The organism is Cellulomonas sp. P24, from assembly GCF_024704385.1.
Taxonomy (GTDB): Bacteria; Actinomycetota; Actinomycetes; order Actinomycetales; family Cellulomonadaceae; genus JAJDFX01.
Genome location: NZ_JAJDFX010000002.1, coordinates 1,045,754 through 1,070,695 on the forward strand (window position 1 = coordinate 1,045,754; position 24,942 = coordinate 1,070,695).

The window sequence follows — 24,942 nt, forward strand, 5'->3', positions numbered from 1 at the left end:
CCGGATGAGCAGACCCCGGGCCTTCGTCCTCACGGTGTCGGACCGGTGCGCCCGCGGCGAGACCGTGGACCGGTCCGGCCCCCGCGCGGTCGCCCTGCTGGCCGCGGCAGGATTCGAGACAGGCCCTGCTCACGTGGTCGCGGACGGCGAGGACTCCGTGTCCGTCGCGCTGCACGCGGCGGTGCATGACGGCGCGCGCGTCGTCGTGACGACCGGGGGGACGGGGGTCGGCCCGCGTGACCGGACGCCCGAGGGGACGCGCGGGATCCTGGTGCGCGAGCTCCCGGGTCTCGCCGAGGCGCTGCGGCGCGAGGGGGCTCGTCACGTGGCGACGGCCGTGCTGTCGCGCGGGCTCGCCGGGATCACCGCCGAGGGCGCGGTCGTGGTCAACCTCCCCGGCTCGACGGCCGCGGTCGAGCAGGGGCTCGCGGTCCTGCTCCCGGTGCTCGGGCACCTCCTCGACCAGCTCGCCGGCGGAGACCACTCGTGAGCGCCGGGACCACGGCCGGGCTCGTCGGTCTCGGCCCGGCGCCGCTCGACGTCGGCGCGCACCTCGCCGCGGTCGAGGACCCGGGGGCCGGCGCGGTGTCGGTGTTCGTCGGGCAGGTGCGTGACCACGACCCCGCGGTGACCGGGCCGGTCGTCGCCCTCGAGTACACCGCACACCCGGACGCCCTGTCCGTCCTGCGCGGGATCGCCGACAGGTGCGCGGCCCGGACCGGCGTCCTCGGTGTCGCGATCAGTCACCGGACGGGTCTGCTGGAGGTCGGGGAGGCCGCCCTGGTCGCCGTGGTCGCCACCGCGCACCGAGGGACGGCGTTCGACGTCTGCGCGCAGCTGGTCGACGAGGTCAAGGCCGAGCTGCCGGTGTGGAAGCGCGAGGTGCTCGCCGACGGCTCGCACGTCTGGGTGGGCGCGGAGTGAGCGCGGAGCCCCAGGCCCTCGCGTCGCACCGCGACCTCGACCGGCACGCCCGGCCGCAGGACGACGTGCCGCCGGCGGCCGACGCCCCACTGCTCGTCGACCGGCACGGCCGTGTGCACCGTGACCTGCGCATCTCCCTGACCGACCGGTGCTCGCTGCGGTGCACGTACTGCATGCCCGCCGCCGGGGTCCCGTGGATCCCCGCGCACGACGCACTCACCACGGACGAGCTCGTGCGGATCGCCGCGGTCGCCGTGGCCCAGGGCATCACCGAGATCCGCCTGACCGGGGGCGAGCCGCTCCTGCGGACCGACGTCGTGGACGTCGTCTCCCGGCTGGCGGCCCTGACGGGGCCGTCCGGACGTCCGGAGGTCTCCCTGACGACGAACGGCCTCCGCCTCCCCGAGCTCGCCGGACCGTTGGCCGCCGCCGGGCTGGCCCGCGTGAACATCAGCATCGACACCCTGAGGCGTGACAGGTTCCGGACGCTCACGCGCCGTGACCGCCTCGACGACGTGCTGGCGGGCATCGCCGCGGCACGCGCCGTCGGACTCTCACCGATCAAGCTCAACGTCGTCGCGATGCGCGGGGTGAACGACGACGAGATCGTCGACCTCGTGCGCTTCGCCGTCGAGGGGGGCTACGAGGTGCGGTTCATCGAGCAGATGCCCCTCGACGCCGGCCACGTGTGGTCCCGCGTCCAGATGGTCACGGGGGCGGAGGTCCTGGCCGCGCTGCGGAGCGCCTTCGACCTGGTCGAGGCTCCCGGCCGCGGTTCCGCCCCCGCCGAGCGCTGGGTCGTCGACGGCGGTCCGGCGACCGTCGGCGTGATCGCGTCCGTCACCGCCCCGTTCTGCGGCGCGTGCGACCGCGTGCGGCTGACCGCGGACGGTCAGCTCCGCTCGTGCCTCTTCGCACGGACCGAGACCGACCTGCGCACCGTGCTGCGGACCGGCGGCGACGACGCCGCAGTCGCCCACGCGATCCGCCGCTGCCTCGCCGGGAAGCGGCCGGGGCACGACATCGACGCCCCGGGCTTCCTGCAGCCGGACCGACCGATGAACGCGATCGGCGGGTAGCCGGGTCAGCCGCCGGCGAACGGCGGCAGGACGTCGACCAGGGCGTCGGGCGCGAGGAGGTCGTCGTCGGAGTCCAGCCGGGCACCGTCCGACAGCACGGCGCAGCGGGCGAGGACGCGCTCGAGGGCGGGCCCGTGGCGCTCGACCATCACGGCGTGGAGCTCACCCGCGGTCGAGGCCACGACCGACTCCGCCGTCGTCCCGGCCGCCTCCGCCGCAGCGGCGAAGTAGCGGATCGTCACCATGCGCACCGCCTCCCGTGAACCGACCACGCCCGTCGACGTGCCCGGTCATGGTGCCATGCCCCGGGGCGGGTCGCCGCCCGCCGGTCAGCGGTTGACGAGCATGACCGGGACGGTGTCGCCGGGAACGACCTCGACGACGTCGGCGGGTACCACCGCGAGAGCCTGGGCGCCGCCGAGGCTGGCGACGAGGTGCGAGCCCGATCCCCCACGGACGACCCGGTGGACCGTCCAGCCGTCCCCGAACCAGGCCGGGGCGAACCAGCCGTCGTCGGCGCGGGCGTCGTCGGCACGGCCGAGCACGACCGGCATGTACTGCGCACGTCCCGCCGGTGACCGCCAGCCGTCCACCACGACGGCCGTCAGCCGCGGGCGCCGGACGGACGCGAACCCGCGCATCTTCAGGATCGCCGGTCGCACGAACACCTCGAACGACACGAACGCGCTCACCGGGTTCCCCGGCAGGCAGAACACCGGGGTGCCGTCGTCGAGCGTGCCGAGCCCCTGCGGCTTGCCGGGCTGCATCGCCACGGTGACGAACTCCATGCCGGGCTCGTCGCGCAGGACCTCCTTCACGACGTCGAACGCCCCCACGCTCACGCCCCCGGACGTCACGACGACGTCCACCTGGCCGCGCAACCCCGCGACGACCTCACGGAACGTCGTCGGGTCGTCGGCCACGGCAGCGTGTCGGGTCGGCACCCCACCGGCCTCGCGGACCGCGGCCGCCAGCAGGTGGGCGTTGGAGTCCGGGACCTGACCGCGCCGGAGCGGGGCCCCGGTCGCGACGAGCTCGCTCCCGGTCGAGACGACGGCGACCCGTGGGCGCGGGCGGACGTGCACGCGCCCGGCACCGATCGCCGCCGCGGCACCGATCTGCTGCGCGTTGAGCTGGGTTCCCGCCGCGAGCACCACGTCGCCGGCGCGGGTGTCCTCGCCGGTCCGCCGGATGAAGTCGCCGGCCGTCGCGGTGGCGTGCACGCGGACCACGTCGACCCCGGCGTCGGTGGACTCGACGGGGACGACCGCATCGGCCTCGCGGGGCAGCGGCGCCCCGGTCATGATGCGCGCAGCCGTCCCGGGGGCGACGACCGGGTCGTCCTCCGCGCCGGCGGCGAGGTCGGCCACGACCGTCAACGCACGGGGTGTCTCGGCCGAGGCCCCGACGGTGTCCGCGGCGCGGACCGCGTAGCCGTCCATCGACGAGCTGTCCCACCTCGGCAAGGGGTCCGGCGCCACCAGCGACCGGGTCAGGACGCATCCCAGGGCGTCGTCGAGGGCGACCTCGACCTCGGGCAGGGGTCCGACGAGGGCGAGCGCCGCGGCGAGGTGCTCCTCGGTGGTGCGCATGGGACGTCCTCTCCGTCGGTCCGGGGCGACGCCGGGGCACGCCGGCCCGGCGTCAGTAGCGGGTCAACGTCGGGTCGACGTCGTCCACCCAGGCCAGGATGCCACCGTCGAGGTGGGCGACATCGGTGAATCCCGCCTCGAGAACGGCACGGAGCGCCTGGGCGGAGCGCGCACCGGTGCGGCAGTGCAGGACGATCTGCCGGTCGCGCGGGAACGCCTCGAACGCGCTGCCGTCGAGGATCTGGCCGAGCGGGACGAGCCGGGAGCCGGGGATCGCCACGATCGCGTGCTCGGTCGGTTCCCGGACGTCCACGACGAACGGCCGTCCGGCCGGTGGTCCGGCGAGCAGCGCGGCGAGCTCACGGGCAGTCACGGTCGACGACGCCCGCGCAGGAGCCGGTCCTACCTCGCGCGTCGAGCCGGCCGCCTGCGCGAACGTGACCTCGGTCCACCGGGACGCGAGCGCGTCGATCACGAGCACCCGACCGAGCAGGGGCTCACCGGCGCCGGTGACGAGCTTGACGACCTCCGTCGCCATCACCGACCCGGCCTGCCCGCACAGTGCGCCGAGCACGCCGGCCTCGGCGCACGACGGCACCTCGTCCGCGGCGGGGGGCTCGGGGAAGAGATCCCTCAGCTGCACCGCAGCGACGCCGGGCGCGGTCGGTCGGCCCCAGAAGACGGAGACCTGGGCGTCGAAGCGCAGCACCGACCCCCACACCTCCGGCAGCCCGAGGGCGACGCACGCATCGTTGACCAGGTACCGGGTCGGGAAGTTGTCGCTGGCGTCCACGACGACGTCGTAGCCGGAGAGGACGTCCTCGACGTCCTGCTCCGTCAGCGTCCCTCGGTGCACGACCACGGCGACGTCGGGATCGAGGGCGAGCACGGCCTCGCGGGCGCTGTCGACCTTCGGGCGTCCGACGTCGCCCCGGCCGTGCACCACCTGGCGTTGCAGGTTGGTCTCGTCGACGTCGTCCTGGTCGACGATGCCGAGGGTCCCGACGCCGGCGGCGGCGAGGTAGAGCAGCACCGGTGAGCCCAGTCCCCCGGCGCCGACCACGCAGACCCGGGCGTTCCTGAGGCGGCGCTGCCCGTCGGGGCCGATGCCGGGCAGGAGCAGGTGGCGGTCGTACCGACGCCGCTGCTCGGCGGTGAGAGCCGGACCCGGCTCGACCACGGGAGGGATCGGCATGCGGGTCACCTTAGCGCCGTCCTGGCGCGGCACCGCGGTGCGCTGCCGGACGACCACCGACAGAAACGCACGACCGTGCTATTTTCGCCCGGTGACGACAGCGACCGCCTCACCGCACACCAAGGGCGAACGGACCCGCCAGACGATCGTCGACCACGGCGTCGCGACCGCCTACCGGATCGGGCTCGGTCGACTGACGATCGGTGAGCTGGCGACGAGCACCGGGCTCTCGAAGAGCGGCCTCTACGCCCACTTCGGGTCCAAGGAGACGCTCCAGCTCGCAGTGCTCGACGAGGCGGCGACCCGGTTCACGGACGCCGTGATCCGCCCGGCGCTGCAGGCCCCCCGTGGCGAACCTCGGCTCCGCGCCCTGTTCGACCGGTGGGTCCGGAGCGGCACCGCCCGCGAGCCCGGCGTCTGCCTCTTCGTGAAGGCCGCCACCGAGCTCGACGAGCAGCCCGGTCCGGTCCGCGACCGGCTCGCCGCGCACCACCGCGCGCTGATCGCGACCATCGAGACCGTCGTGCGCACCAGCGACGGCGGGTTCCGCGCCGACGCGGACGGCCGCCAGGTCGCCGCCGACCTCTACGGCGTCATGCTGTCGTTCTACCTCTCCCACCGGCTCCTGCGGGACTCCGCCGCCGAGCACCACGCCCGGACCACGTTCGAGGCCCTGCTCGCAGCCCTCGCCCCTGCCCCGTCGCCCACCTGTCCCGACCACGCCACCGGGAACCGCCCATGACGATGCCGACCACCCTCGCCCAGCACCCCGTCGCGCGCCTGCGCGCCCGGGCGCAGCTCCTGGCGCTGCGCGCCTCGTTCGCCGTGCAGGACCTCGTCTCCCCCGCCCGCGCCAGCGCCCGGGCCCTCGACCTGTGGTGCACCGTGCCCAGCGGCGCCGGTCGCCGGAAGGACTACCGACCGTTCCCCGGCGAGGTCGCCTCGACCAGGACGAGCGCCGGGCACGAGGTCGTCACGGAGTCGTGGGGCTCAGGACCCGTCGTGTACCTCGTGCACGGCTGGGGCGGGTGGCGCGGCCAGCTCGGGGCGTTCGTCGAGCCGCTCGTCGCCGCCGGGCACCGGGTGGTGGGCTTCGACGCCCCCGGTCACGGTGAGTCCGCCCCCGGGGAGCTCGGGGCGGGCAAGGGCCACATCATGGAGCTGCTGGCGGCGTTCGAGGCCGTCTCGACCGAGCACGGCCCGGCGGCCGGAGTGGTCGCCCACTCCCTCGGCTGCACGATCGCCTCCCTCGTCGTCCACGACCGCCTCGCCGCACGACGCCTCGTGCTCGTCGGACCGCCGGCCGACTTCAGCGCGAGGACCCACGAGTTCGCCGAGGCCGTCGGCTTCACCGAGCGCACCCGCAGCCGGCTCGAGACCACGATGGAGCAGGAGTGCGGACGCCCGCTCTCCGCGTTCGACCTCGCCCCGCTCGCCGTTGGCGACCGGTTGCCCGCGACCCTCCTGATCCACGACCAGTTCGACAAGGAGGCTCCCTACCGCGTCAGCGAGGAGCTCGCCGCGGTGTGGCCGACCGCGACGTTGCTGACGACGCTCGGGCTCGGCCACCAGCGCATCCTCACCGACCCCGAGGTCGTCGCCGCAGCCGTCGGTCACCTGACGTCGACGACGGGCGCCTGACCGTCACCGCGTGCGCGACAAGGCGTCGAGGGCAGCGGAGCGCAGCAGGGTCAGGTCCGTGACCGCGGTGAGCATCCGCACACCCCGACCCGCCCACTCGACGGCCATCTCGGGCGAGTTCGTGCAGTGCAGCCCGCTCACGACGCCCGCCTGCCGGCACGCGTCCACGACCGAGGCCAACAGGGCGTCGACCCCCGGGTCCTCGCGGTAGGTGCGTTGGCCGAACCCGCAGCTCAGCGCGAGGTCGTACGGCCCGATGTACACTGCATCGACCCCCGGGACGGCCAGGATCTCGTCGAGGGAGTCGAGCGCGCGCCGGGTCTCCACCATCACGACGCAGAGCACGTCCTCGTTGGCGCCGTCCGGCGTCCAGGCCGCCTGCGGTCGCGTGTCCGCCCACGTCGGGCCCCAGCTCCGCTCGCCGAGCGGCGCGTAGCGGCATGCCGCCACGGCACGCTCCGCATCCGCCGCGCTGTTCACCATCGGCACGATCACCCCGGCCGCCCCCAGGTCCAGCGCACGCATGATCGCCGCCGGCTCGTTCCAGGGCACGCGCACCAACGGGGCGGCGCCACCCTGCCGTAGGCCGCCGAGCACACCAGGCAGGTCCACGGCGGTCGCGAACCCGTGCTGCAGGTCCACGCACACGTAGTCGAAGCCGATCGACCCGAGGAGCTCGTTGACGACCGGGTCGGCCGTGTTGCTCCAGACCCCGTAGGCCGGCGAGTCTGCGCCCCACAGCTCGCGCAGGTGGCGTGATCCGCGGCTGATGCGTTCGTCCATGGTGGTGCTCCCTCCGGTCCTGGCGGCCGTCGTCGGGCGCCATCGCGCCATCGTCTCAGCACGTCGCACGCCGACGACGCACGTAGGCTCGTCCCGAGGAGCGGTGCCCTCCCGAGGCGGGGCCCGCGCAGGACGTCGGAGCGGGCCACGGGTCCGTCGAGCACCCGGAGGTGGGCACGTGGACGGCCACCAGCACGGCGCTGTCGGTGCTGTCGGCACAATCGGCGCAGTCGACACCCACCGGACCCGGCTCGCGATCGCCCTCGCCATCTCCATGACGATCCTCGTCGCCCAGGTCGTCGGGGCGATCTGGACGGGCAGCCTCGCCCTGCTCGTCGACACCGCCCACGTGCTGACCGACACCGGTGGTCTGGCGATCGCCCTCCTGGCGGCCCGGCTGGCAGCCCGTCCCGCCACCCCGCGTCGGACCTGGGGACTGCGCCGCACCGAGGTGCTCGCCGCGACCGCCCAGGCGAGCGTGCTGCTCGCCGTCGGGCTCTACGTGCTGGTCGAAGGCGTCCACCGGCTCGTCCAGCCGCCCGAGGTGGCCTCGGCCGAGATGGTCGTCTTCGGGGTGATCGGCCTGACCGGGAACATCGCCGCCGTCGCGGTGCTCGCAGGCAGCCGTGGCGCCACGTTCACCACCCGCGCCGCGTTCCTCGAGGTCGTCAACGACGCCCTCGGCTCCCTCGCGGTGATCGTCGCCGCGGTCGTGATGACCCTCACCGGCTGGGCGCGCGCCGATGCGGTCGTCGCGCTCCTCATCGGGGCGCTCATCCTGCCGCGCACCGTGAGCCTGCTCCGGGACACCGTGAACGTGCTGCTCGAGTCCACGCCACGAGGCCTCGACCTCGACGCGGTGCGCGGGCACATCCTCGCCCTGCCGCACGTGCGGGCCGTGCACGACCTGCACGCGAGCCAGATCGCGACCGGGCTGCCCGTCCTGACGGCCCACGTCGTGCTCGACGACGACTGCTTCCGCGACGGCCACGCCCTCGACCTGCTCGACCAGCTCCAGGCGTGCGTGGCGAAGCACTTCGACGTGAGCGTCGAGCACTCGACCTTCCAGCTCGAGCCCCGCAAGCACCGCGACCACGAGTACTCACCCCACGACTGACCCGTCCGGCGCGCGCCGTCGCCGACGTCGCCCTAGAGTCGAGAGTGGTGGCGTCGGTTGCAGGGTCGCGACCGGGCGCCGTTGCCCTCGACGAGGAGGTCAGCCATGCAGCGCACAGCCGAGTTCGACGCCTTCGGTCCCTGGGTGGACGAGGTCACCGACGCCGAGGGCGTCCCCCGGCTCTTCCGCAGCTACCCGATCGACGTCACGACCGCGCTGATGGCGGTCAAGGTCCCCCGCAACATCTCACGACGTGACGCCGACCCGTCGATGGACCTCTACGACCACCTCGTCGTCGTGGACGAGGCCGGCCTGACGGTCCTGAGCCGGATCGAGACCCCTCGGGTCGGCGCGAGCGCGATCACGGCACCGCCCTACACGACGCGGGTGCTGCCGTGGGCCGAGCTCACCGGGGTCACGGTCAGCAACGAGTTCGTCGACGGGCGGCTCACCCTGCTCACCGCAGGGCCCTCTGTGACGGTGGCCTTCAACGGGTCGTCCCTCCCGGTCGTCGAGCGCCTCGTGACCCTGGTGCGGTCCCACTACGGCGCAGGAGCCGGTGCCGAGCGGGTCGACGGTAACCGTCACGACGGGGCGACCGACGAGGTGCCCGACGTCGAACGCGAGCTGCAGGGCGTGCACCGGCGTCTCCTCGCCGACGAGCCGCGGATGCGGCACCTCACGACGCAGCAACGGACGCCCGTGCGCTGGACGCACCCGCGGGCCCTGGTGCGACTGGTCAAGAACCTGTGGCCGACGACGGTCCAGACGTCGATGACGTACACGGACGGCCGCGAGCTCCTCGTGATCCACCGCCGCCAGGCGGTCGTGCGCGGCTACAAGCCCGTCTACTCGATCGCGCGGACCGCGCTGCGCCTCGACGCCATCACCGGCACGGACATCACCGACAGCCCCGACCTCGTCGGTGTCCGGGTGCTCGCCATCCACCTCGGTGACACGAGGGTCGAGCTCCTGTTCCCGGCAGGCTCCGTCTCTCCCGAGCGGCTCGCCGCCCTGCTCGACCGCCCGGCGCACGCGATCTGACGGCTCCGCAGGTCACACCGGACGGCGCGACCGGACCAGTCACGCCCCGGACGCACCACGGTGCACCGACCTCGCCCTGAGGCGGGGGAGAATGGTGCCCTGTGACGCGCCCCTCGGACTCCGGCCCCATCGACCGGGTGTCCCCCCGAGCGCTCGCCGTGTGGGGTGTGGCGCTGGTCGCGTACGTCGTCGCCGTCTTCGCGCGGACGTCGTTGTCGGCGACCGGGGTCGAGGCCGCGGTGCGGTTCCACGCCAGCTCGGCGGTGCTGTCCCTGTTCACCGTGCTCCAGCTCGCGGTGTACGCCGCGATGCAGATCCCCGCCGGGGCGACGGTCGACCGCATCGGCCCGCGCAAGGCCATCGCGATCGGCACCGGTCTGATCGGGCTCGGCCAGCTCGCGATCGCGTTCGCGTCCGCCGTGCCCACCGCGATCGCGGCGCGCGTCCTCGTCGGCTCGGGCGACGCCTTCATCTTCCTGAGCGTCGTGCGGCTCCTTCCGGCGTGGTTCCCCGGGCGGCACGTCGCCCTCGTCACCCAGCTGACGGGCATGGTCGGCCAGCTCGGACAGCTGCTGAGCCTCGGGCCCCTCGTCGGCGTCCTCGCCGTCCGGGGCTGGCAGGCCGCCTTCGTCGCCGCCGGGTCGATGACGCTGCTCGTCGGCGCGCTGGTGATGGTCGCGGTCCGGGACGGGCGTCCGCACCAGACCCGCGCGGTCAGCACCGGCTCCGCCGTCGCCGCGTCGTCCGCGATCTCCACGACGGAGGCGACGGCCCTGCCACCGGCCGGGTCCGAACCGCTCACGTTCGACGAAGGCGGTGGCGCCCTGCGCAGGACGTGGCGGAACCCGGGTACGCGCGCGGGATTCTGGGTGCACTTCACGACGCCGTTCTCGGCGAACGCATTCGTCCTGCTCTGGGGCTTCGCGTACATGACCAAGGCCGAGCACGTGAGCGACCCCGTCGCCCTCGCGGTGCTGAGCACGTACGTCGCCGGGACACTCATGTTCAGCCCGTTGCTCGGCGTGCTCACGAGCCGCCTCCCCACGCACCGCGTCCACATCGTGGCCGTGATCGTGATGTCCCAGGTCATCGCCTGGACCGTCGTGCTCGCGTGGCCGGGCGACGCCCCGCCCGCGACGCTGTTCCTCCTCGCCGTCACGCTCGCCTCCGGAGGACCGGGTTCGCTGATCGGGTTCGACTTCTCCCGGACCACGAACCCGCTGGCGACGCTCGGGCTGGCCACCGGGATGGTCAACGCCGCCGGGTTCATCTCCTCGCTGACCGCCGTGCTGGCCGTGGGGGTCGTGCTCGACCTCCTCGGCGAGGGGACGCCCGGACGGTTCACCGATCACGGCTTCCTCGTGGCCTGGTTGGTCCAGGTGCCGATCTGGGTCCTCGGCCTGACGATGCTGCGGCGCAGCAACCGCGCCTTCCGCGCGCACCTCGCCGCTCGTCCGTCCTGACGTCCCCGCCCTGCCGCGCGGACGCCGTGCAGGCGGTCAGGCGATCAGGCGATCAGGCGATCCGCTGCACGGTCCCGGTCTGGGCGGACGTGCGCGCGGCCGCGAGCACGTCGAGAACGGCCGCGGTGTCCGCCACACGCACCGGCATCTCGCTCCCGGTGCGCACCGCACGCTCGACCGCGGCGTAGAAAGCCGGGTAGTCGCCCGGGAGCAACGGGATGTCCTCGACCGTCTCCCCTCGCGTGAGCCGACCGACCCGCGGGGGCTCCGCCAGGCCCCACGGCCGGCCGTCACCCGGTGCGCGGCCGGCGACCAGCGCGTCCTCCTGCGGGTCGAGACCGTCGCTCGTGTAGGCACCGGCGCTCCCGAGCACCCGGAACCGGTGCCCCTGGTCGGCGGCGACCGCGCTCATCCACAGGTGCGAGCGCACCCCGGAGGCGTGCTGGAGCGCGACGAACGCGTCGTCCTCCGCACCGGTCCCCGCACGGCGGACGTCGGTCTCGGCCCGGACCTCGGCGACCGGCCCGAACAGCTCGACGGCCTGGTCGACGAGGTGGGCCCCGAGGTCGTAGAGCACGCCCCCGAGGGCCGCCGGGTCGCCCGACTCGCGCCAGTTGCCGGTAGCGACCGGGCGCCAGAACTCGAACCGCGACTCGAAGCGGTGCACCTCGCCGATCGCGCCCGAACCCAGGAGGGTCCGCAGCGTGAGGAAGTCCCCGTCCCAGCGCCTGTTCTGGAACACGGTCAGCGGCACTCCCCGGTCCTCGGCGAGCGCAGCCAGGTCGCGCGCCTCGCGAGCAGTCGGGGCGACCGGCTTGTCGACGACCACGGCGAGGCCGACCTCGATCGCCCGGCGCGCGAGCGGGACGTGCGAGTCGTTGGTCGTCGCGACCACGACGACGTCGAGGCCACCGGTCGCGAACAGCTCGTCGACGGTCGGGGCGACCGACGTGCCCGGGTACCGCCGCACCACCTCCGCGGCGGCGTCGGCGCGGCTCGTCACGACGGTCGCGAGGTCCAGACCGGGGGTCGTCGCGATGATCGGCGCGTGGAACGCCGCTCCTGCCAACCCGTAGCCGATCAGCCCCACCCGCAGCGGCCGGTCCTCACCCAGGGACGTCGTCTCGGTCATCGTGCGGTCCTCTCGTCAGCGAGTCGTCGCCCGGCAGCAGCAGCCGGCGCCGTCGTCGCGCTGCGGCAGCATCCCCTGGGGCAGCGTCGCGCACCATTCTGCCCGCTCCGCCCCGGCCCGGGCGGCAGCGCCCCTGGGACCAAGGTCACTGGGTGTCCCGCGAGCATCCGGAAGCCTGGGAGGAGACCCCAGGTCCGGCCCCGCCGCGACGCAGCCGGCAGCCCGAGGCCCCGCGGCACGGGTCGTGACCGACGAGGAGCGAGACATGGTCACCAGGATGGTGTTCAACCAGACCGTCCACTTCGGCCGCGGCGCGATCCGGGAGCTCCCGGCGGAGATCGTCGACCGCGACCTCCACCACGCGCTCGTCGTGACCGATGCCGGCCTCGTGTCCGCCGGGGTCGTCGCCCCGGTGACGAACCTCCTGGTCGCGGCCGGCGTGACCTGCACGGTGTTCGACGACGTCCGCCCGAACCCCACGACCGACGTCGTGACGTCCGGGGTCGAGGCCTTCCGGGCGAGCGGCGCCGACTGCCTCGTCGCGATCGGCGGCGGATCCTCGCAGGACACCGCGAAGGCCATCGGTCTCGTCCTCGCCGCGCCTGGGCACACCGACCTCCGCGCCGTCGCGAGTGCGCCCGTGACGGGTCTCGTCTCCGTCCCCGTCTTCGCCGTCCCGACCACGGGTGGCGCCGGCGCGGAGGCCAGCACGTCGTCGGTCCTGCTCGATCCCCGGAGCCAGCGCGTGGTCGTGTGCACCCACCCGCGCGACATCCCGCTCGTCGCGATCGTCGACGCCGACCTCATGCGCGGCATGCCGCCCGCCCTCAAGGTCACCACGGGCATCGACGCACTCGCGCACGCGATCGAGGGCTACACGACGCGTGCGGCCTGGGAGGTCTCGGACCTCGTGAACCTGCGGGCGATCGAGATCATCGGGAGGAACCTCGCCGGCTCGGTCGCCGGGGACGAGGCCGCGTGCGAACAGGTCGCGCTCGGTCAGTACCTCGCGGGCCTCGGCGCCTCGAACGTCGGCCTCGGCCTGGCGCACGCGATGACGCACCCGTTGAGCGCCCGGTACGACACGCCCCACGGACTGGCGGCGGGCGTCCTGCTCCCGCACGTGATGGCGTTCAACGCTCCGAGCATCGACCAGAAGCTGCGCGACGTCGCCGGCGCGCTGGGCGTCCCGGACGCGGGCACCCTGGGACGCGAGGAGGCGAGCGAGGCGGCCGTCGTCGCCGTCGTCCAGCTCGCGACGGACCTCGGGGTACCTGCTCGGCTGCGGACGATCGGCGTCCTGGAACGGGATCTCCCCGAGCTCGCGTCGGCGGCCCTCGACGACGCGTGCGCCGCGCAGAACCCGCGCGACGTCGGGTTCGACGACGTCCTCGGCCTGTACATCGCCGTCTTCTGACGACGGCGCACGGCGTCGGCGTGCTCCTAGCGGGTCACCCACATCGTCGCGACACCGAGGGCCGCCGCGGCGACCGCGAGGACCAGGGAGCCGACCGCGTTCACGACGGCACGCCGCACCTGCCCCGACTGGATCATGCGCACCGTCTCGACCATCGCGGTGGAGAACGTCGTGTACCCCCCGCAGAAACCGGTCGCTGCCGCGGCGTGCAGGTCCGACCCGAGGCCGTGGTAGAGACCTGCCCCCGCGAGCAGGCCGATCGCGAGCGACCCGGTGACGTTGATGAGGACCGTCGCGACGGGGAACGTGTGGCTCCAGCGGCCCCGGATGAGCCCGTCCACGACGAACCGTGTCGCCGCACCGAGGCCTCCGAAGGCGGCGATGACGAGGATCATGACTGCTCCTCGCCCACGCGTGCGCCTGCGTCGGCGCCGTCCGGGTCACGCGGCAGCCACTCGTGCCGCCACCGGTGCTGCCGGGCCGCGACGACGACGCCGAGGAGGCAGGCCCCCAGCCCGAGGACGAGCGTCGCGACCGCGTACGCGAGCGCGACGGCGACCGAGCCATGGGCGAGGAGCCGCTCGATGTCGAGGGCCAGGCTGCTGAACGTCGTGAACCCGCCGAGCAGGCCGGTACCCAGCGCCAGCCGGAGACGCCGACCGCCGGGGCTCTCGTTCCCCCGACGGAGGAGCGCCTCGAGCAGGGCTCCGAGGAGGAACGAGCCGACGAGGTTCGCCGTGAAGGTGCCCGTGGGCCACCCCCCGTCCGACGGGAGGGCACGGCCGAGCAGGTAGCGCCCGGTGGTCCCGACCATGCCGCCGGCGAAGACGAGCCCGACGAGTGCCGGCTCGAGGTGGTGCGGCCTGCTCACACCTGCTCCTGTCGCTCGGTCGGCACGATCACGGTGGCGTCGTGGTCGGTGGCGACGACGGACGTTGACGGACGACGACGACCGACCGGCGCTGCCGATGACGTCGCAGATCGACCTGCGGGCATGGTTCTCCTGTCCTTCGGGACAGGAACCATCAGCCGTCGTGGCGGTTCGGGCCAGCAGGCCCCGGCGGGATCCATCGCCCGACCGACCCTACCGTGTCGGCCCGGCCCACCCCAGCCGCGAGCGGCCGTGTGCCGGTGCGACGGTCAGGAACGCACCTCGCCGCCGAGCTCGATCGGCAGCCTCCCGGGCGTGTGCGGTCCGCGCTGGACGGGCACGACCGGTCCGTCCAGGGCCGGCCACCTCGCGGCGATGTCCAGCACGAGGGCAGGGAGGTCGTCCGCCGGCACCGGCTTGCCGAGCCCGAACCCTTGCAGCGCGAAGCAGGCCATCTGCTGGAGGACCACCATCGTGGCGTGGTCCTCGACGCCCTCGGCGATCACGTCGAGGCCCAGGTTGCGGGCGAGGTCGATGGTCGACCGCACGATCACCGCGCTCGCGTCGTTGCGGACCACGTCGGTGACGAACGACCGGTCGATCTTGAGCCGCCCGACCGGGAGCTGCTGCAGGTAGGCGAGGGACGAGTGCCCGGTGCCGTAGTCGTCGACGGAGAGCTGGACACCGAGCTCGGCGAGACCGGACAGCACCTCGATCGAGCTCACCGGGTCCACCATCGCGATCGTCTCGGTGACCTCGAGCTCGAGGCGCCCCGCGGCGACTCCGTGCCGCTCGAGCGCGGTGCGGACGTCGTCCACCAGGTTCGTGTCGAGGAGGTCCCGCACCGACAGGTTCACCGAGACGTTCAGCTCGAGACCCTCGCGCTCCCACCGGGCGCACTGGTCGAGGCTGCGGTCGAGGACGAACAGCGTGACCGATCGGATGAGCCCGGTGCTCTCCGCGGCGGGGATGAATGCCGCCGGCCCGAGGAGCCCGTGCTCCGGGTGCTGCCACCGCACGAGCGCCTCGACACCGATCACACGGCCCGTCGTCGCCTCCACCTGAGGCTGGTAGTGCACCACCAGCTCGCCGTCGTCCAGGGCTTGTGGGAGCGCGGCCATGAGGACGGGGGCGAGCGCACCCTCGCTCTCCATCGACGACGCGTACCGCGCCACCCGACCGGGACGCGTGCGCGCGAACGTCAGTGCGAGGTCCGCACGGCGCAGCACGTCCGCGACGGTCGCCCCGTCCTCCCCCACGACCACGAACCCGACGCTGCAGTCGATCGTCAGGAGCACGTCGGACACCCGGAACGACTGGTCGACGAGCTGACGCAGCTCGACCGCGAGCGCCGACGGGACGACGCCCGCCTCTCCCGGGACCAGCACGCCGAAGACGTCTCCGCCGAGCCGCGCGACGCAGCCACCGGACGCGACCGCGTCGCCGAGGCGGGTCGCGACCGCGCGGAGGAGCTCGTCACCGGTCCGGTGCCCGAGGGTGTCGTTGAGCTCGCCGAACCGCTCGATCCCGACGTACAGGACCACCGGCTGAGCTGCGTCCGCGGGGTCGAGGTCGTCGACCACGTCCGTGAGCCGCCCGACGAAGTGGTGGGAGTTGTCGGCCCCGGTGAGGAAGTCGGTCGACGCCAGCCGCGCGAGGCGGACGGACTGGCTCCGCATGGTGCTGAGGAGCCCGCCTGCGCGAATGGCCACGAGCGCCGTGAGGGTGACCCGGAACGGTGCGATGCGCTCGAGGTGCAGGCTGAGGTGGAGCACGTCGGCGAGCGCGCTGCTCAGGGGCAGCACGAGGATCGCCGCGCCGACCGCCATGACCCGCGTGTACGGGATCGCGGACACCGGGCCGGCAGCAGGCGTCCGGATCCTCGCCATCGACGGGTGCAGTGCTGCGGCGGCCAGCAGCGCGTGACCGACGATCCACACCCCGTCGAGCAGCTGCTCCCGCGCGGCGATCTCCATGAGGTACGGCGCAGCAGGCACGGCGAGGTCGGCGACCAGGAACATCGCGCCGGCCGCGATCAGCAGCCGGGTGGCCGCGTTGCGCACCCGCACCGCCCGGCTCACCCGGAGCAGCTGGAGGACGAGCACGAGGTCCCCGACGGGGTAGGCGGTGCTGACGAGTCGCGCGGCCATCGTCCCGTGGGGCACGGTCCAGGTCGGGTCGATCACGAACACCCACAGCACCATCGAGGCCGCGGTGCCGACGATCAGGGCGTCGAGGACGGCATCGATCCGGGGCCGCCACCGGCCACCGGAGACCGCCAGGAAGAGTGCCGCGAAGAGCAGCGGATAGGCCGAGAGGAAGAAGACGTCACCGATCGACGGGTACGTGTCGGTTCCGCGCGACGAGGCCGCGAGGACCAGCTGACCGGTGGCGCTCAGGCTGAGCCCGGCGGCCAGCAGGTACCACGCCGCCGGCACCGGGGGCTTGTTGACCCGCACCCCGACCACCGTCGCGGCGGCCGACCCTGCGACGAGCACGATCACCGCGACGGCACGCCAGACCCCGTCCAGGGCGACGGCGACCAGGGTCGCCGCTGCCACGGACGCGATCAGGTACGTACGCCACGGCGTCGTCACGCTCTCTCCACCGTGGACGTATCGGCGCCGACACCGCATGCCTTGAGCAGCCACGCATCTCGCGCTGCGTCCTGAACCGGAACGGAGCCGCAGGTCAGCAGCGCCGCGACGGGCACGAGGGCCCAGACGAACCGGCCGGGACCGGTCGGGGCAGGTTCTGACCGGTTCTGACCGGTCAGGAGCGGGCAGGCTCCGCGAACCGGCTCCGCCACACCACGACCGAGCCGAGCCACGTCAGCACGAACACGCCGACGGTGACCAACCCGATCCGGTTCATGTCCAGCGACCCCAGCGCCGCCCACGGCTCCCGGTCGCCCCAACCGATCCTGTCGGCGACCATCTGGACGATCTCGACCGTCGCGATCACCCCGGCGAGCAGCACCGAGAGCCCCGTCAGGGTGATGTTGTAGAAGATGCGACGCAACGGGTTCTCCGTCGCCCACCCGTACGCGCGGGTCATCACGATCCCGTCCGTCGTGTCCCACAGGGTCATGCCCGCGGCGAACATCAGCGGCAGGGCCAGGATCGCCCACGGCGAGAGCCCTCCACCGGCGGCCGACCCGGCGGCGAGCCCGATCGCGCCGATCTGCGTCGCGGTGTCGAAGCCGAGCCCGAACAGCAGACCGACGGCATACACCTGCCACGGGTGCGCGATCATGCGGTCGTAGCGACCGCGGAAGAGCCGGTTGAGCAGCCCGCGACGCGCGAGCAGCTCGGCGAGCTCGGCCTCGTCGTGGGCTCCGGCGCGCGCGGACCGCCAGGTGCGCACGAGCCCGACCAGCACGGCCCCGTTGAGCGCCGCGAGCACGTACAGGAACGTCGCCGACACCACGACGCCGATCACCCCGCCGAGGTCGGCGAAGCCCGCCTGGATGCGGACCGCGGCCTGGGCCGCGAACGCCACGACGAGGGACAGCGCGAGCACGACGGTCGAGTGCCCGAGGGAGAACGCGAGACCGACCCCGTGGGAGTGACGGCCCTTCTGCATGAGGTAGCGGGTCGTGTCGTCGATGGCCGCGACGTGGTCCGCGTCGAACGCGTGCCGGACCCCGAGCAGGTACGCGGTCAGTCCCGCACCGGCGTAGATGGCCGTGGTCCCGGCCGACGAGCCGAGCTGCAGGCGCCCGCCGTAGTGGAAGAAGAGTCCGAACCCGACGACGTGCAGCACGAGGACGACGCCGTACAGGGGCACCAGCCGGGCGACACCCGCGCCCCGACCGACCAGTGTCCCTGTGCCGGTACTCGCCACCGCGTGGTCCTCCTCGTTCTCGTCATGACAGCACGCTCGCGGGCGCCGGGTACGCCTGCGCGTTGACGGCGGCGAGCTGACGGGCCGACCGGCTCCGCAGCTCCGCGACCCGTCGGGCGTCCAAGCGCTCGCACACCCAGTCCCAGTGCATCGAACACCACGACCCTGGCCGCAGATTCCCGGCGAGCCCGAGCCCGCCCGCCGCGGTGACCACCTGCTCCACCCTCGGTGCGCCCTCGCGGAGCACCCGACCGTCCCACTCGAGCGGCCGTGACAGCACGAGCGCGTGGTCGTCCATGACCTCGACGACCTTCCCCCATCGCACCCGGCACCGGTCGAGCACGCGCAGCGGCTCGTCGTGGCGCCCCTCGCGCAGCAGCCCGAGCCACGGGTAGACGCCGAACACGTGGAAGCTGTGGTGCGGCTGGGCGTCGGGGACCTCCGCCGCCAGCCGCGACCACGACGCCCCGGCACGTCGACGGAACCGCTCGTCGAGCGACCGGCCCGTCATGCCCATCGGCACCCGGTCGAGCAGGGCGTTGCCCACCCAGTACGCCTCGACGACGCGCGCGTCGAGCGGGTCACCGATCCCGTTCGCCTCGGCGATCAGCTCGAGATACGGCCACGCACCCTCGAACCCGCGCGCCAGCCGACGCAGGTCGCCGTCGTCCCGGCCGGCGCTGGCCTGCTCGAGCAGCTGCTGCGGGGCGTCCGGCCCGCAGTACCCCAGGGCGTTGGGCGGGTACGCGTACCGGGCGAACAGCAGGGCCCCACCGACCGCCGGATCCGTTCGCACGGCACGACACCTACGCCGACGTGGCGCCCGTGACGAGGTCGCGCGACCGCCACACGTGCCACGAGAGCACCGCCCCGCCGGCCACCAGCAGGGTCAGCCACCCCAGCTGCGGCCCGAGCGCTGCTCCCTTGACCGTCGCGCCGAGAACAGCCGTCACGATCGCCCCGAGCACGAGCACGGCGGTGACGTCGACCGCCTGCGCACGGGCCAGCGCCGAGAACCATGTCCCGACGTACGCGGCGAGGATCACCCCGGTCAGCAGCACCCACGCCCACTGCGTCCCGGTCATCGACACGAGGGCACCGGCCTGCCCGCGGAGCGCGGCCCAGGCCAGCAGGACCACCGACCCGACCGACATCCGGGCGACCCCGACCGTCCAGGACGAGACCCCGCGCAGCAGCCGCTTGGCGATCACGACCTCGACGGCCCACATCAGCGTGGCACCGAGGATCATGAGCTCTCCCGAGCCCAGAGCCGTCGTGACGCCACCGACGAGGCCGACCTGGCCCACCACGAGGAGCACGATCGCGGCCACGTGCGCCGCCGAGAGCCGCTCCCCGAGCAGCGGGACCGCGAGGGCGGCGACCCAGACCACGAGGGTCTTGTGGATGAACGCCGACTGCCCGGACGACGCACGGGCCAGCCCCTCGAAGAAGAGCAGGAAGGGCACGCTGCCGCCGATCACGCCGATCAGTCCGAGCGTGAGCCACTGCCGTGCACCTTCGGGTCGGGTCAACCGGGCACCGGCGCGGCTGCCGAGGCCGACGACCGTGAGCAGCACGACGGCCGCGACGACGTTCTTGGCGGTGGTGTACACGGAGGCGTTGCCGAAGGCCCGCACGCCGTAGCTGTTGAGGAACACCGCGAAACCGCTGATCACGGCGGTGCTGAGCGCCAGGAGGAGTCCTGTGCGGCGGTTGCTGGTCATGCGGATCCCTTCATCGGTGGGTCAGCGGCGACGCTCGACGACGCGTCGCGCAGCTCGAGGGCCTCGCGGGCCTCCTCGGGGTCGAGCCGGGACAGGGCGAAACCGGAGTGGACGACGACCCAGTCCCCGGGGCGCACGGGTTCGTCGAGCGCGATCAGCGAGAGCTCCAGCACCCGGGTGGTCCCCCGGGCGACGGCCTCGCGACCGGGCCCGACCGTCACGAGCTGCGCGATCTCACCCAGGCACATCGACCGTCACCTCCGACTCCTCTGCCGTCTCGAACGGGCCGGCGACCGCACCGACCACCGCGCCCACGGCCGCGTCCAGCACACGGTGGACGGCGGGTGAGAGCGGTGCTCCGTGCTCGAAGGCCGAGGCCTCGACCCCGACCAGGACGAGCCGGGCCGGAAGCCGGCCGAGCGCCCGGCCGAGCTCGACCGCAGCCGCGAGACCGAACGCGTGCGTGCCACCCCGACCGGTCCGCGCCCAGGCCTGGTCGGCGAGCGGCTCGGCACCGGCTCCGGTCTCGATCACCAGGAGCTCGCCGGGCTCGCCGCCCGAGCACACCGCGTCGACGACCACGGCGACGTCGGCGTCCGCCCACAGGTCGATCAGCCCGGTCGGGTCCTCGTGCTCGAGGACGGCGACGTCCTCGAGCCCCAGGCGGGCGACCCGGCGCGCGACGACCGGGCCGACGGCGTCGTCCCCGCGGTCGGGGCTGCCGAGGCCGATCACGAGCCGGGTCCCGGTCACGAGCGCTCCACCGTCAGGTCGAGGAAGTGCGTCGCGCACGAGATGCACGGGTCGTAGTTGCGGATGGCCTCCTCGCACCGGTGCGAGAGGTCGTGGTCGGAGAGCTGCACCCAGCTCTCGGTGAGCGTGCGCAGGTCGGCCTCGATGCTCGGCTGGTTCTGCGAGGTCGGCGGGACGATCTGCGCGTCGAGGATCGTCCCGTCCTCGGCGAGCCGGTACCGGTGGAACAGCACACCGCGCGGCGCCTCGGTGGCCCCGAAGCCCTCACCGGCACGAGCGGGCACCGGCACGGACGGTGCGACGCCGTCGTGCCACGCGTCGATGATCCGCAGCGCCTCGACGAACACCTCGACGAGCTCGACCGCCCGCACGATGATCGACCGGAACGGGTTGCGGCAGGTCGTGCCGAGGCCCGCCTCGCGTGCCGCAGCCTGGGCGAGCGGCGACAACCGGTCGTGGTTGAGCGTGTACCGCGCGAGCGGACCGACCACGTACGGCAGGTCCTCGCCGTCGAGGCTCGCGTGCAGCGCGTTCGAGTGCGCGACGTGGAACTCGGTGATGTGCGACGGGAAGTCCCGGACGTCGAACGCGGCGCCGGACGACGTCACGACGCTCCCGGTGTCGATCGGGTACCCGTGCTCGGGCCGCAGCGAGAGGTACGTGTACGGCTGCTCCATGTCGGGGAAGTCGAACGTCGACACCAGCCGCACGGTCGCCAGGGCGTCCTCGAGCCCGCGGGCGAGCACCGGCCGCAACGCCTTGAGCTCGGCGACGCTCGGCATCCGGTAGAAGCCGCCGAGCCGGACGTTCACCGGGTGCACCGAGCGGCCGCCGACGACGGTCATGAGGTCGTTGCCGGCCTTCTTGAGCCGCAGCCCCCGTTCGACCGCCGCACCGTGGTCCTTGGCCATCTCGATCGCGCCCGGGTAGCCCAGGAAGTCCGGCGCGTGCAGCAGGTAGATGTGCAGCGCGTGGCTCTCGATCCACTCGCCGCAGTACAGCAGCCGGCGCATCGCCTGGATGGTCTCCGGCACCGTCACGCCGCAGGCGTCCTCGATGGCCATGCACGAGCTGAACTGGTACGCGACGGGGCAGATCCCGCAGATCCGTGCGGTGATGTCCGGCGGCTCGGTCCACGCGCGCCCGCGCAGGAACGCCTCGTAGAAGCGCGGCGGCTCGAAGATGCGCAGCTGCACCTCGGTGACCTTGCCGTCCTCGATCTCGATGTGCATCGCGCCTTCGCCCTCGACCCGGGCGAGGGTCCCGACATGCAGGACCTGGCCGCCGTCGGTCAGCTTGTGGCTCATGAGCGCACCTCCTCCTGGAGCGCCGGTTCGTGGCGCTCGCTCTCGCGTCGGAACGGTTCGGATGCGGCGTTGAACGTCCGGTAGATGCGCATGACCTGGTCCTCCGCCATGCCGAGCGCCAGGAGCCGGTCGGCGAGCGACGACGTGTTCGGGGTGTCCTGCGGTCCGAAGCACCCGTAGCAGCCCCGCGAGAACGCCGGGCAGATCGCGCCGCACCCCGCCTGGGTGACCGGGCCGAGGCACGGGGTCCCGTGCGCGACCGCGACACAGACCGCACCCCGACGCTTGCACTCGACGCACACGCTGGAGGTGGGGATCCGCGGCCGTCGGCGCTGGATGTAGGCCGCCAGGACCTCGAGGAGCTGGTGCTTGTCGATCGGGCACCCCCGCAGCTCGAAGTCGACGCTCACGTGCGCCGAGATCGGTGTCGAGCGCGACAACGTCGACAGGTACTCCGGGTGCGCGTACACGATCGACCGGAACTCGGCGACGTCACCGAAGTTCCGCAGCGCCTGGATGCCGCCGCTCGTCGCGCACGCCCCGATCGTCACGAGCGTCTTCGAGATCTCGCGGATGTGGCCGATGCGCTCGATCTCCTCGGGTGACGTGACGGAGCCCTCGACGAGGGAGACGTCGTACGGGCCCTCGATCACGGCCCGGGTGGCCTCCGGGAAGTAGGCGATGTTGACCTGTCCCGCGAGCGCCATCAGCTCGTCCTCGCAGTTGAGCAGGGTCAGCTGGCACCCGTCGCACGACGCGAACTTCCACACGGCCAGGGTGGGCAGGGCGGTCTGGGTCGTCGGTGTACTCATCTCACAGCTCCCGGGAGGACAACAACGGAGCGAGCCGGCTGTAGGGAAGGACGGGTCCGTCGACGCACACGAACAGCTCGCGGAGCTGACAGTGGCCGCACAGCCCGACCCCGCACTTCATGTTGCGTTCCATCGAGAGCCGGACCTGGTGCTCGGGGACGCCGCGGTCGGTGAGCGCCGAGGCGACGTACCGCATCATCGTCTCCGGGCCGCAGACCAGCGCGAGGGTGTTGCGCGGGTCGAACCCCGCGCGAGGCACGAGCGCCGTGACCAGCCCGACGCGGCCGCGCCACGCGTGCTGGCCGTTGTCGACCGTGACCTCGACGACCACGCCGTGGTCCTTCGCCCAGGTCCGCAGCTCGTCACCGAACAGGATGTCCTCGGGGGTGCGCGCACCGTAGAGGAGCACGACCCGGTTGTAGCGGTCACGGTGGGCGATCAGCTCCAGCAGGGCCGGTCGCAGCGGCGCGAGCCCGATCCCGCCGGCGACGAAGACGACGTCCTTGCCCTCCCCCGCCGTCACGTCCCACGACGTGCCGAACGGTCCGCGGACGCCGACCACCGCACCGGCCGGTGCGGTGATGAGCGCATGCGTCACGACGCCGACGTCGCGGATCGTGTGCTCGAGCGGCCCGGGTGCGGTCGGGTCACCGCTGATCGAGATCGGCACCTCGCCGACCCCGAACGCGTCGAGCATCGTGAACTGGCCCGCCTGGTACCGCAGCAGCGGCCCGTCGATGGGTTCCAGCTCGAGGGTGAACGTGTCGCGGGTGTCCTGCCGCGTCCGGGAGATCCGGTGCGGTCGCGGCACCATCGGGTCCAGGTGCGCGTCGTCGGTCGCCCCGGTGCGACCCGGGTGCTGGTTGTCGATGAGACTGGTCATCTGCCACTCCGGTCCGTCGTCGGGACTCAGCTGCCGGCGGCAGCGGGTTGCGGGGTCCAGCGCAGTGCCGCTGCCTCCGCCGTGATGTCGATCGCCGCCGGGCACCAGGTGATGCACCGACCGCAGCCGACGCACCCGGAGGTGCCGAACTGGTCCTCCCAGGCGGCGAGCTTGTGCGTGATCCACTGGCGGTAGCGCGAGCGGGTCTCGGACCGGATGCTGCCGCCGTGGATGTACGAGAAGTCCTCGTTGAAGCACGAGTCCCACACGCGCCGCCGCTCGGCGACGTCGCCGGTGAGGTCGGCGACGTCCTCGACCGAGGTGCAGAAGCACGTCGGGCAGACCAGCGTGCAGTTGGTGCAGGCCAGGCACCCCGAGGCGACGTCGTCCCAGCGCGGGCTCTCCGCGTTGGCGTACAGCACGTCCTTCAGACCGACGGTGTCGAGCGTGCGGCCCATCCGGCCCGCGGCCTCGACGGCCACCGCGTCCGCCTCGACGACGTCCGACTCGGGTGCCGGTGGCGCCACGACGTCCGCGAGCACCTCGGCCCCGCGCGGCGTGCCGATCTCGACCAGGAACCGGTGCGGGCCGTCGTCCAGCAGCTCCGTGAGGGCCAGGTCGAACCCCGAGTCCGGACGGGGCCCGGTGCCCATCGACGCGCAGAAGCACGTCCCGGCCGGGTCCGTGCAGGTCACCGCGACGATGAACGACTCGGCGCGACGCTCGGCGTAGCGCGTGTCCGTGTAGGCGCGGCCGAGCAGCACGGTGTCGTGGATCGCGAGCGCGTGCAGGTCGCACGACTTCACGCCGAGGAGCGCGTACGGCGGCGCCGGTCCGGCGAGCGGCCCGTCCACCTCCCGCTCGTTGACCGTGAACTCGGTGCCGGTGCGTCGCCCGCGCCAGATCAGCTCGTGGGCCGGGAACACGACCGGCTTCGCAGACTGCGCTCCGGCCGCGAACCCGAACACCGCGTCGTCGTCGCGTCGTCGGAGCCGGTAGTGCGCCGCGTCCTGCTCGTCACCCCACCCTCGCGGCAGGTCGTCGACGCCGTGCACCGGCGCGTTGACGATGGCCCCGTCACGAACGGTGGGACCGATGATGGTGTACCCGCGCGCACTCAGGGCGTCGATGAGTCCCTGCAGTCCGTCGAGATCGATCAACCGAGCTTCGCCCGCCATTGGACGCCTCCCCCGTCGAGTACCTCTCACCGTGGCCGCGTCCGCCCGGGAGCGCCAGGGACCTTGGTCGTGCTGACGCGATGTGTCCCACCGCAGGTGACGGCGCCACCAGACACGCACCAGACACGCACCTGACACGCACCTGACACGCACCTGACACGCACCGTGGTGCCGGGCACGG

General features: G+C 73.3%; 26 protein-coding genes and 1 riboswitch. Of the genes, 9 read left to right on the forward strand and 17 right to left on the reverse strand.

Translation table 11 applies throughout. The annotated features are described in order from the left end of the window. Positions 1–4: 4 nt before the first annotated feature. The 3 genes from LJB74_RS04930 (at position 5) to moaA (ending at position 2,003) form a co-directional block, all read left to right on the forward strand. Positions 5–490 (forward strand): molybdenum cofactor biosynthesis protein B, encoded by a 486-nt coding sequence (locus LJB74_RS04930; protein ID WP_259307476.1) that lies wholly within the window; start codon positions 5–7, stop codon positions 488–490. Next, positions 487–924 (forward strand): molybdenum cofactor biosynthesis protein MoaE, encoded by a 438-nt coding sequence (locus LJB74_RS04935; protein ID WP_259307477.1) that lies wholly within the window; start codon positions 487–489, stop codon positions 922–924. Before LJB74_RS04930 ends, LJB74_RS04935 begins: the two co-directional genes overlap by 4 nt. 65 nt (positions 925–989) lie before the next feature. Continuing rightward, on the forward strand, positions 990–2,003 hold the full coding sequence (gene moaA, locus LJB74_RS04940) for a GTP 3',8-cyclase MoaA (protein WP_259310285.1): 1,014 nt from the start codon (positions 990–992) through the stop codon (positions 2,001–2,003). Positions 2,004–2,008: 5 nt separating this feature from the next. On the opposite strand, the gene LJB74_RS04945 is transcribed toward moaA, so the two are convergent. The 3 genes from LJB74_RS04945 to LJB74_RS04955 all read right to left on the reverse strand — a co-directional run bounded on the left by LJB74_RS04945 (position 2,009) and on the right by LJB74_RS04955 (position 4,790). Further along, positions 2,009–2,248: a MoaD/ThiS family protein gene (locus tag LJB74_RS04945; protein WP_259307478.1), complete on the reverse strand. Its 240-nt coding sequence runs from the start codon at positions 2,246–2,248 to the stop codon at positions 2,009–2,011. An 84-nt stretch (positions 2,249–2,332) separates the two neighbouring features. Next, complete coding sequence (glp, locus tag LJB74_RS04950) at positions 2,333–3,595, reverse strand: gephyrin-like molybdotransferase Glp (RefSeq protein WP_259307479.1); 1,263 nt, start codon at positions 3,593–3,595, stop codon at positions 2,333–2,335. A 52-nt stretch (positions 3,596–3,647) separates the two neighbouring features. Continuing rightward, a complete protein-coding gene (locus LJB74_RS04955; RefSeq protein WP_259307480.1) occupies positions 3,648–4,790 on the reverse strand; it encodes a ThiF family adenylyltransferase in 1,143 nt (380 codons plus the stop codon). 91 nt (positions 4,791–4,881) lie between these two features. Between LJB74_RS04955 and LJB74_RS04960 the strand changes: the two genes are divergently transcribed. Together LJB74_RS04960 and LJB74_RS04965 are read left to right on the forward strand one after the other, a co-directional pair. Then, the gene (locus LJB74_RS04960; RefSeq protein ID WP_259307481.1) at positions 4,882–5,532 is read left to right on the forward strand and encodes a TetR/AcrR family transcriptional regulator; all 651 of its coding nucleotides are present in this window, start codon (positions 4,882–4,884) and stop codon (positions 5,530–5,532) included. Continuing rightward, the gene (locus LJB74_RS04965; RefSeq protein ID WP_310650812.1) at positions 5,529–6,431 is read left to right on the forward strand and encodes an alpha/beta fold hydrolase; all 903 of its coding nucleotides are present in this window, start codon (positions 5,529–5,531) and stop codon (positions 6,429–6,431) included. The genes LJB74_RS04960 and LJB74_RS04965 overlap by 4 nt, the downstream gene beginning before the upstream one ends. Before the next feature lie 3 nt (positions 6,432–6,434). Here LJB74_RS04965 and LJB74_RS04970 read toward each other — a convergent pair whose 3' ends face one another. Next, entirely contained in the window at positions 6,435–7,214 is a 780-nt protein-coding gene (locus LJB74_RS04970; protein ID WP_259307482.1) for an HpcH/HpaI aldolase/citrate lyase family protein, read from the reverse strand. Positions 7,215–7,392: 178 nt separating this feature from the next. On the opposite strand from LJB74_RS04970, the gene LJB74_RS04975 reads away from it, so the two are divergent. The 3 genes from LJB74_RS04975 to LJB74_RS04985 all read left to right on the forward strand — a co-directional run bounded on the left by LJB74_RS04975 (position 7,393) and on the right by LJB74_RS04985 (position 10,838). After that, complete coding sequence (locus tag LJB74_RS04975; RefSeq protein WP_259307483.1) at positions 7,393–8,331, forward strand: cation diffusion facilitator family transporter; 939 nt, start codon at positions 7,393–7,395, stop codon at positions 8,329–8,331. 105 nt (positions 8,332–8,436) lie between these two features. Continuing rightward, on the forward strand, positions 8,437–9,375 hold the full coding sequence (locus LJB74_RS04980; RefSeq protein ID WP_259307484.1) for a hypothetical protein: 939 nt from the start codon (positions 8,437–8,439) through the stop codon (positions 9,373–9,375). A gap of 101 nt (positions 9,376–9,476) precedes the next feature. After that, positions 9,477–10,838 (forward strand): nitrate/nitrite transporter, encoded by a 1,362-nt coding sequence (locus LJB74_RS04985; RefSeq protein ID WP_259307485.1) that lies wholly within the window; start codon positions 9,477–9,479, stop codon positions 10,836–10,838. Between the two features lie 52 nt (positions 10,839–10,890). On the opposite strand, the gene LJB74_RS04990 is transcribed toward LJB74_RS04985, so the two are convergent. Continuing rightward, positions 10,891–11,970 carry a Gfo/Idh/MocA family oxidoreductase gene (locus tag LJB74_RS04990; protein WP_259307486.1) on the reverse strand — a complete coding sequence of 360 codons (1,080 nt, stop codon included), beginning with the start codon at positions 11,968–11,970 and terminating at the stop codon, positions 10,891–10,893. A 265-nt stretch (positions 11,971–12,235) separates the two neighbouring features. Here LJB74_RS04990 and LJB74_RS04995 point away from each other — a divergent pair, with 265 nt between their 5' ends. After that, positions 12,236–13,387, forward strand: a complete 1,152-nt coding sequence (locus tag LJB74_RS04995; RefSeq protein ID WP_259307487.1) for an iron-containing alcohol dehydrogenase — start codon at positions 12,236–12,238, stop codon at positions 13,385–13,387. A gap of 26 nt (positions 13,388–13,413) precedes the next feature. On the opposite strand, the gene LJB74_RS05000 is transcribed toward LJB74_RS04995, so the two are convergent. From LJB74_RS05000 to LJB74_RS05055, 12 genes are all read right to left on the reverse strand, one after another. Then, a complete protein-coding gene (locus LJB74_RS05000; protein WP_259307488.1) occupies positions 13,414–13,782 on the reverse strand; it encodes a CrcB family protein in 369 nt (122 codons plus the stop codon). Next, positions 13,779–14,258 (reverse strand): CrcB family protein, encoded by a 480-nt coding sequence (locus LJB74_RS05005; RefSeq protein ID WP_259307489.1) that lies wholly within the window; start codon positions 14,256–14,258, stop codon positions 13,779–13,781. The genes LJB74_RS05000 and LJB74_RS05005 overlap by 4 nt, the downstream gene beginning before the upstream one ends. A 138-nt stretch (positions 14,259–14,396) precedes the next feature. Next, positions 14,397–14,471: riboswitch (Fluoride riboswitch) on the reverse strand. Positions 14,472–14,527: 56 nt separating this feature from the next. Continuing rightward, positions 14,528–16,855, reverse strand: coding sequence for a bifunctional diguanylate cyclase/phosphodiesterase (locus LJB74_RS05010; RefSeq protein ID WP_259307490.1), 2,328 nt, complete (start codon positions 16,853–16,855; stop codon positions 14,528–14,530). A gap of 175 nt (positions 16,856–17,030) precedes the next feature. Then, the gene (locus LJB74_RS05015; protein ID WP_259307491.1) at positions 17,031–18,104 is read right to left on the reverse strand and encodes a HoxN/HupN/NixA family nickel/cobalt transporter; all 1,074 of its coding nucleotides are present in this window, start codon (positions 18,102–18,104) and stop codon (positions 17,031–17,033) included. Positions 18,105–18,126: 22 nt separating this feature from the next. After that, positions 18,127–18,900: a DUF6390 family protein gene (locus tag LJB74_RS05020; protein WP_259307492.1), complete on the reverse strand. Its 774-nt coding sequence runs from the start codon at positions 18,898–18,900 to the stop codon at positions 18,127–18,129. Positions 18,901–18,910: 10 nt separating this feature from the next. After that, on the reverse strand, positions 18,911–19,828 hold the full coding sequence (locus tag LJB74_RS05025) for a DMT family transporter (RefSeq protein WP_259307493.1): 918 nt from the start codon (positions 19,826–19,828) through the stop codon (positions 18,911–18,913). After that, positions 19,825–20,076, reverse strand: a complete 252-nt coding sequence (locus tag LJB74_RS05030) for a HypC/HybG/HupF family hydrogenase formation chaperone (protein ID WP_259307494.1) — start codon at positions 20,074–20,076, stop codon at positions 19,825–19,827. Before LJB74_RS05030 ends, LJB74_RS05025 begins: the two co-directional genes overlap by 4 nt. Further along, positions 20,063–20,581 (reverse strand): hydrogenase maturation protease, encoded by a 519-nt coding sequence (locus LJB74_RS05035; protein WP_259307495.1) that lies wholly within the window; start codon positions 20,579–20,581, stop codon positions 20,063–20,065. The genes LJB74_RS05030 and LJB74_RS05035 overlap by 14 nt, the downstream gene beginning before the upstream one ends. Continuing rightward, positions 20,578–21,888: a Ni/Fe hydrogenase subunit alpha gene (locus LJB74_RS05040; protein ID WP_259307496.1), complete on the reverse strand. Its 1,311-nt coding sequence runs from the start codon at positions 21,886–21,888 to the stop codon at positions 20,578–20,580. The genes LJB74_RS05035 and LJB74_RS05040 overlap by 4 nt, the downstream gene beginning before the upstream one ends. Further along, complete coding sequence (locus tag LJB74_RS05045) at positions 21,885–22,700, reverse strand: hypothetical protein (RefSeq protein ID WP_259307497.1); 816 nt, start codon at positions 22,698–22,700, stop codon at positions 21,885–21,887. The genes LJB74_RS05040 and LJB74_RS05045 overlap by 4 nt, the downstream gene beginning before the upstream one ends. Before the next feature lies 1 nt (position 22,701). Next, positions 22,702–23,583, reverse strand: coding sequence for an FAD/NAD(P)-binding protein (locus tag LJB74_RS05050; RefSeq protein ID WP_259307498.1), 882 nt, complete (start codon positions 23,581–23,583; stop codon positions 22,702–22,704). A 26-nt stretch (positions 23,584–23,609) separates the two neighbouring features. Then, positions 23,610–24,761, reverse strand: coding sequence for a 4Fe-4S dicluster domain-containing protein (locus LJB74_RS05055; RefSeq protein WP_259307499.1), 1,152 nt, complete (start codon positions 24,759–24,761; stop codon positions 23,610–23,612). Between the last annotated feature and the right edge of the window lie 181 nt (positions 24,762–24,942).

Excerpts from the sequence above, each read along its gene's own strand:
- LJB74_RS04995 (WP_259307487.1), top strand. The coding sequence starts at position 12,236 with ATGGTCACCAGGATGGTGTTCAACCAGACCGTCCACTTCGGCCGCGGC.
- LJB74_RS04955 (WP_259307480.1), bottom strand. The coding sequence starts at position 4,790 with ATGCCGATCCCTCCCGTGGTCGAGCCGGGTCCGGCTCTCACCGCCGAG.
- LJB74_RS05000 (WP_259307488.1), bottom strand. The coding sequence starts at position 13,782 with ATGATCCTCGTCATCGCCGCCTTCGGAGGCCTCGGTGCGGCGACACGG.
- LJB74_RS04945 (WP_259307478.1), bottom strand. The coding sequence starts at position 2,248 with ATGGTGACGATCCGCTACTTCGCCGCTGCGGCGGAGGCGGCCGGGACG.
- glp (WP_259307479.1), bottom strand. The coding sequence starts at position 3,595 with ATGCGCACCACCGAGGAGCACCTCGCCGCGGCGCTCGCCCTCGTCGGA.
- LJB74_RS05055 (WP_259307499.1), bottom strand. The coding sequence starts at position 24,761 with ATGGCGGGCGAAGCTCGGTTGATCGATCTCGACGGACTGCAGGGACTC.
- LJB74_RS04980 (WP_259307484.1), top strand. The coding sequence starts at position 8,437 with ATGCAGCGCACAGCCGAGTTCGACGCCTTCGGTCCCTGGGTGGACGAG.
- LJB74_RS05040 (WP_259307496.1), bottom strand. The coding sequence starts at position 21,888 with ATGAGCCACAAGCTGACCGACGGCGGCCAGGTCCTGCATGTCGGGACC.
- LJB74_RS05030 (WP_259307494.1), bottom strand. The coding sequence starts at position 20,076 with ATGTGCCTGGGTGAGATCGCGCAGCTCGTGACGGTCGGGCCCGGTCGC.
- LJB74_RS04965 (WP_310650812.1), top strand. The coding sequence starts at position 5,529 with ATGACGATGCCGACCACCCTCGCCCAGCACCCCGTCGCGCGCCTGCGC.
- LJB74_RS05025 (WP_259307493.1), bottom strand. The coding sequence starts at position 19,828 with ATGACCAGCAACCGCCGCACAGGACTCCTCCTGGCGCTCAGCACCGCC.
- LJB74_RS04990 (WP_259307486.1), bottom strand. The coding sequence starts at position 11,970 with ATGACCGAGACGACGTCCCTGGGTGAGGACCGGCCGCTGCGGGTGGGG.
- LJB74_RS04930 (WP_259307476.1), top strand. The coding sequence starts at position 5 with ATGAGCAGACCCCGGGCCTTCGTCCTCACGGTGTCGGACCGGTGCGCC.
- LJB74_RS04970 (WP_259307482.1), bottom strand. The coding sequence starts at position 7,214 with ATGGACGAACGCATCAGCCGCGGATCACGCCACCTGCGCGAGCTGTGG.
- LJB74_RS05050 (WP_259307498.1), bottom strand. The coding sequence starts at position 23,583 with ATGACCAGTCTCATCGACAACCAGCACCCGGGTCGCACCGGGGCGACC.
- LJB74_RS05045 (WP_259307497.1), bottom strand. The coding sequence starts at position 22,700 with ATGAGTACACCGACGACCCAGACCGCCCTGCCCACCCTGGCCGTGTGG.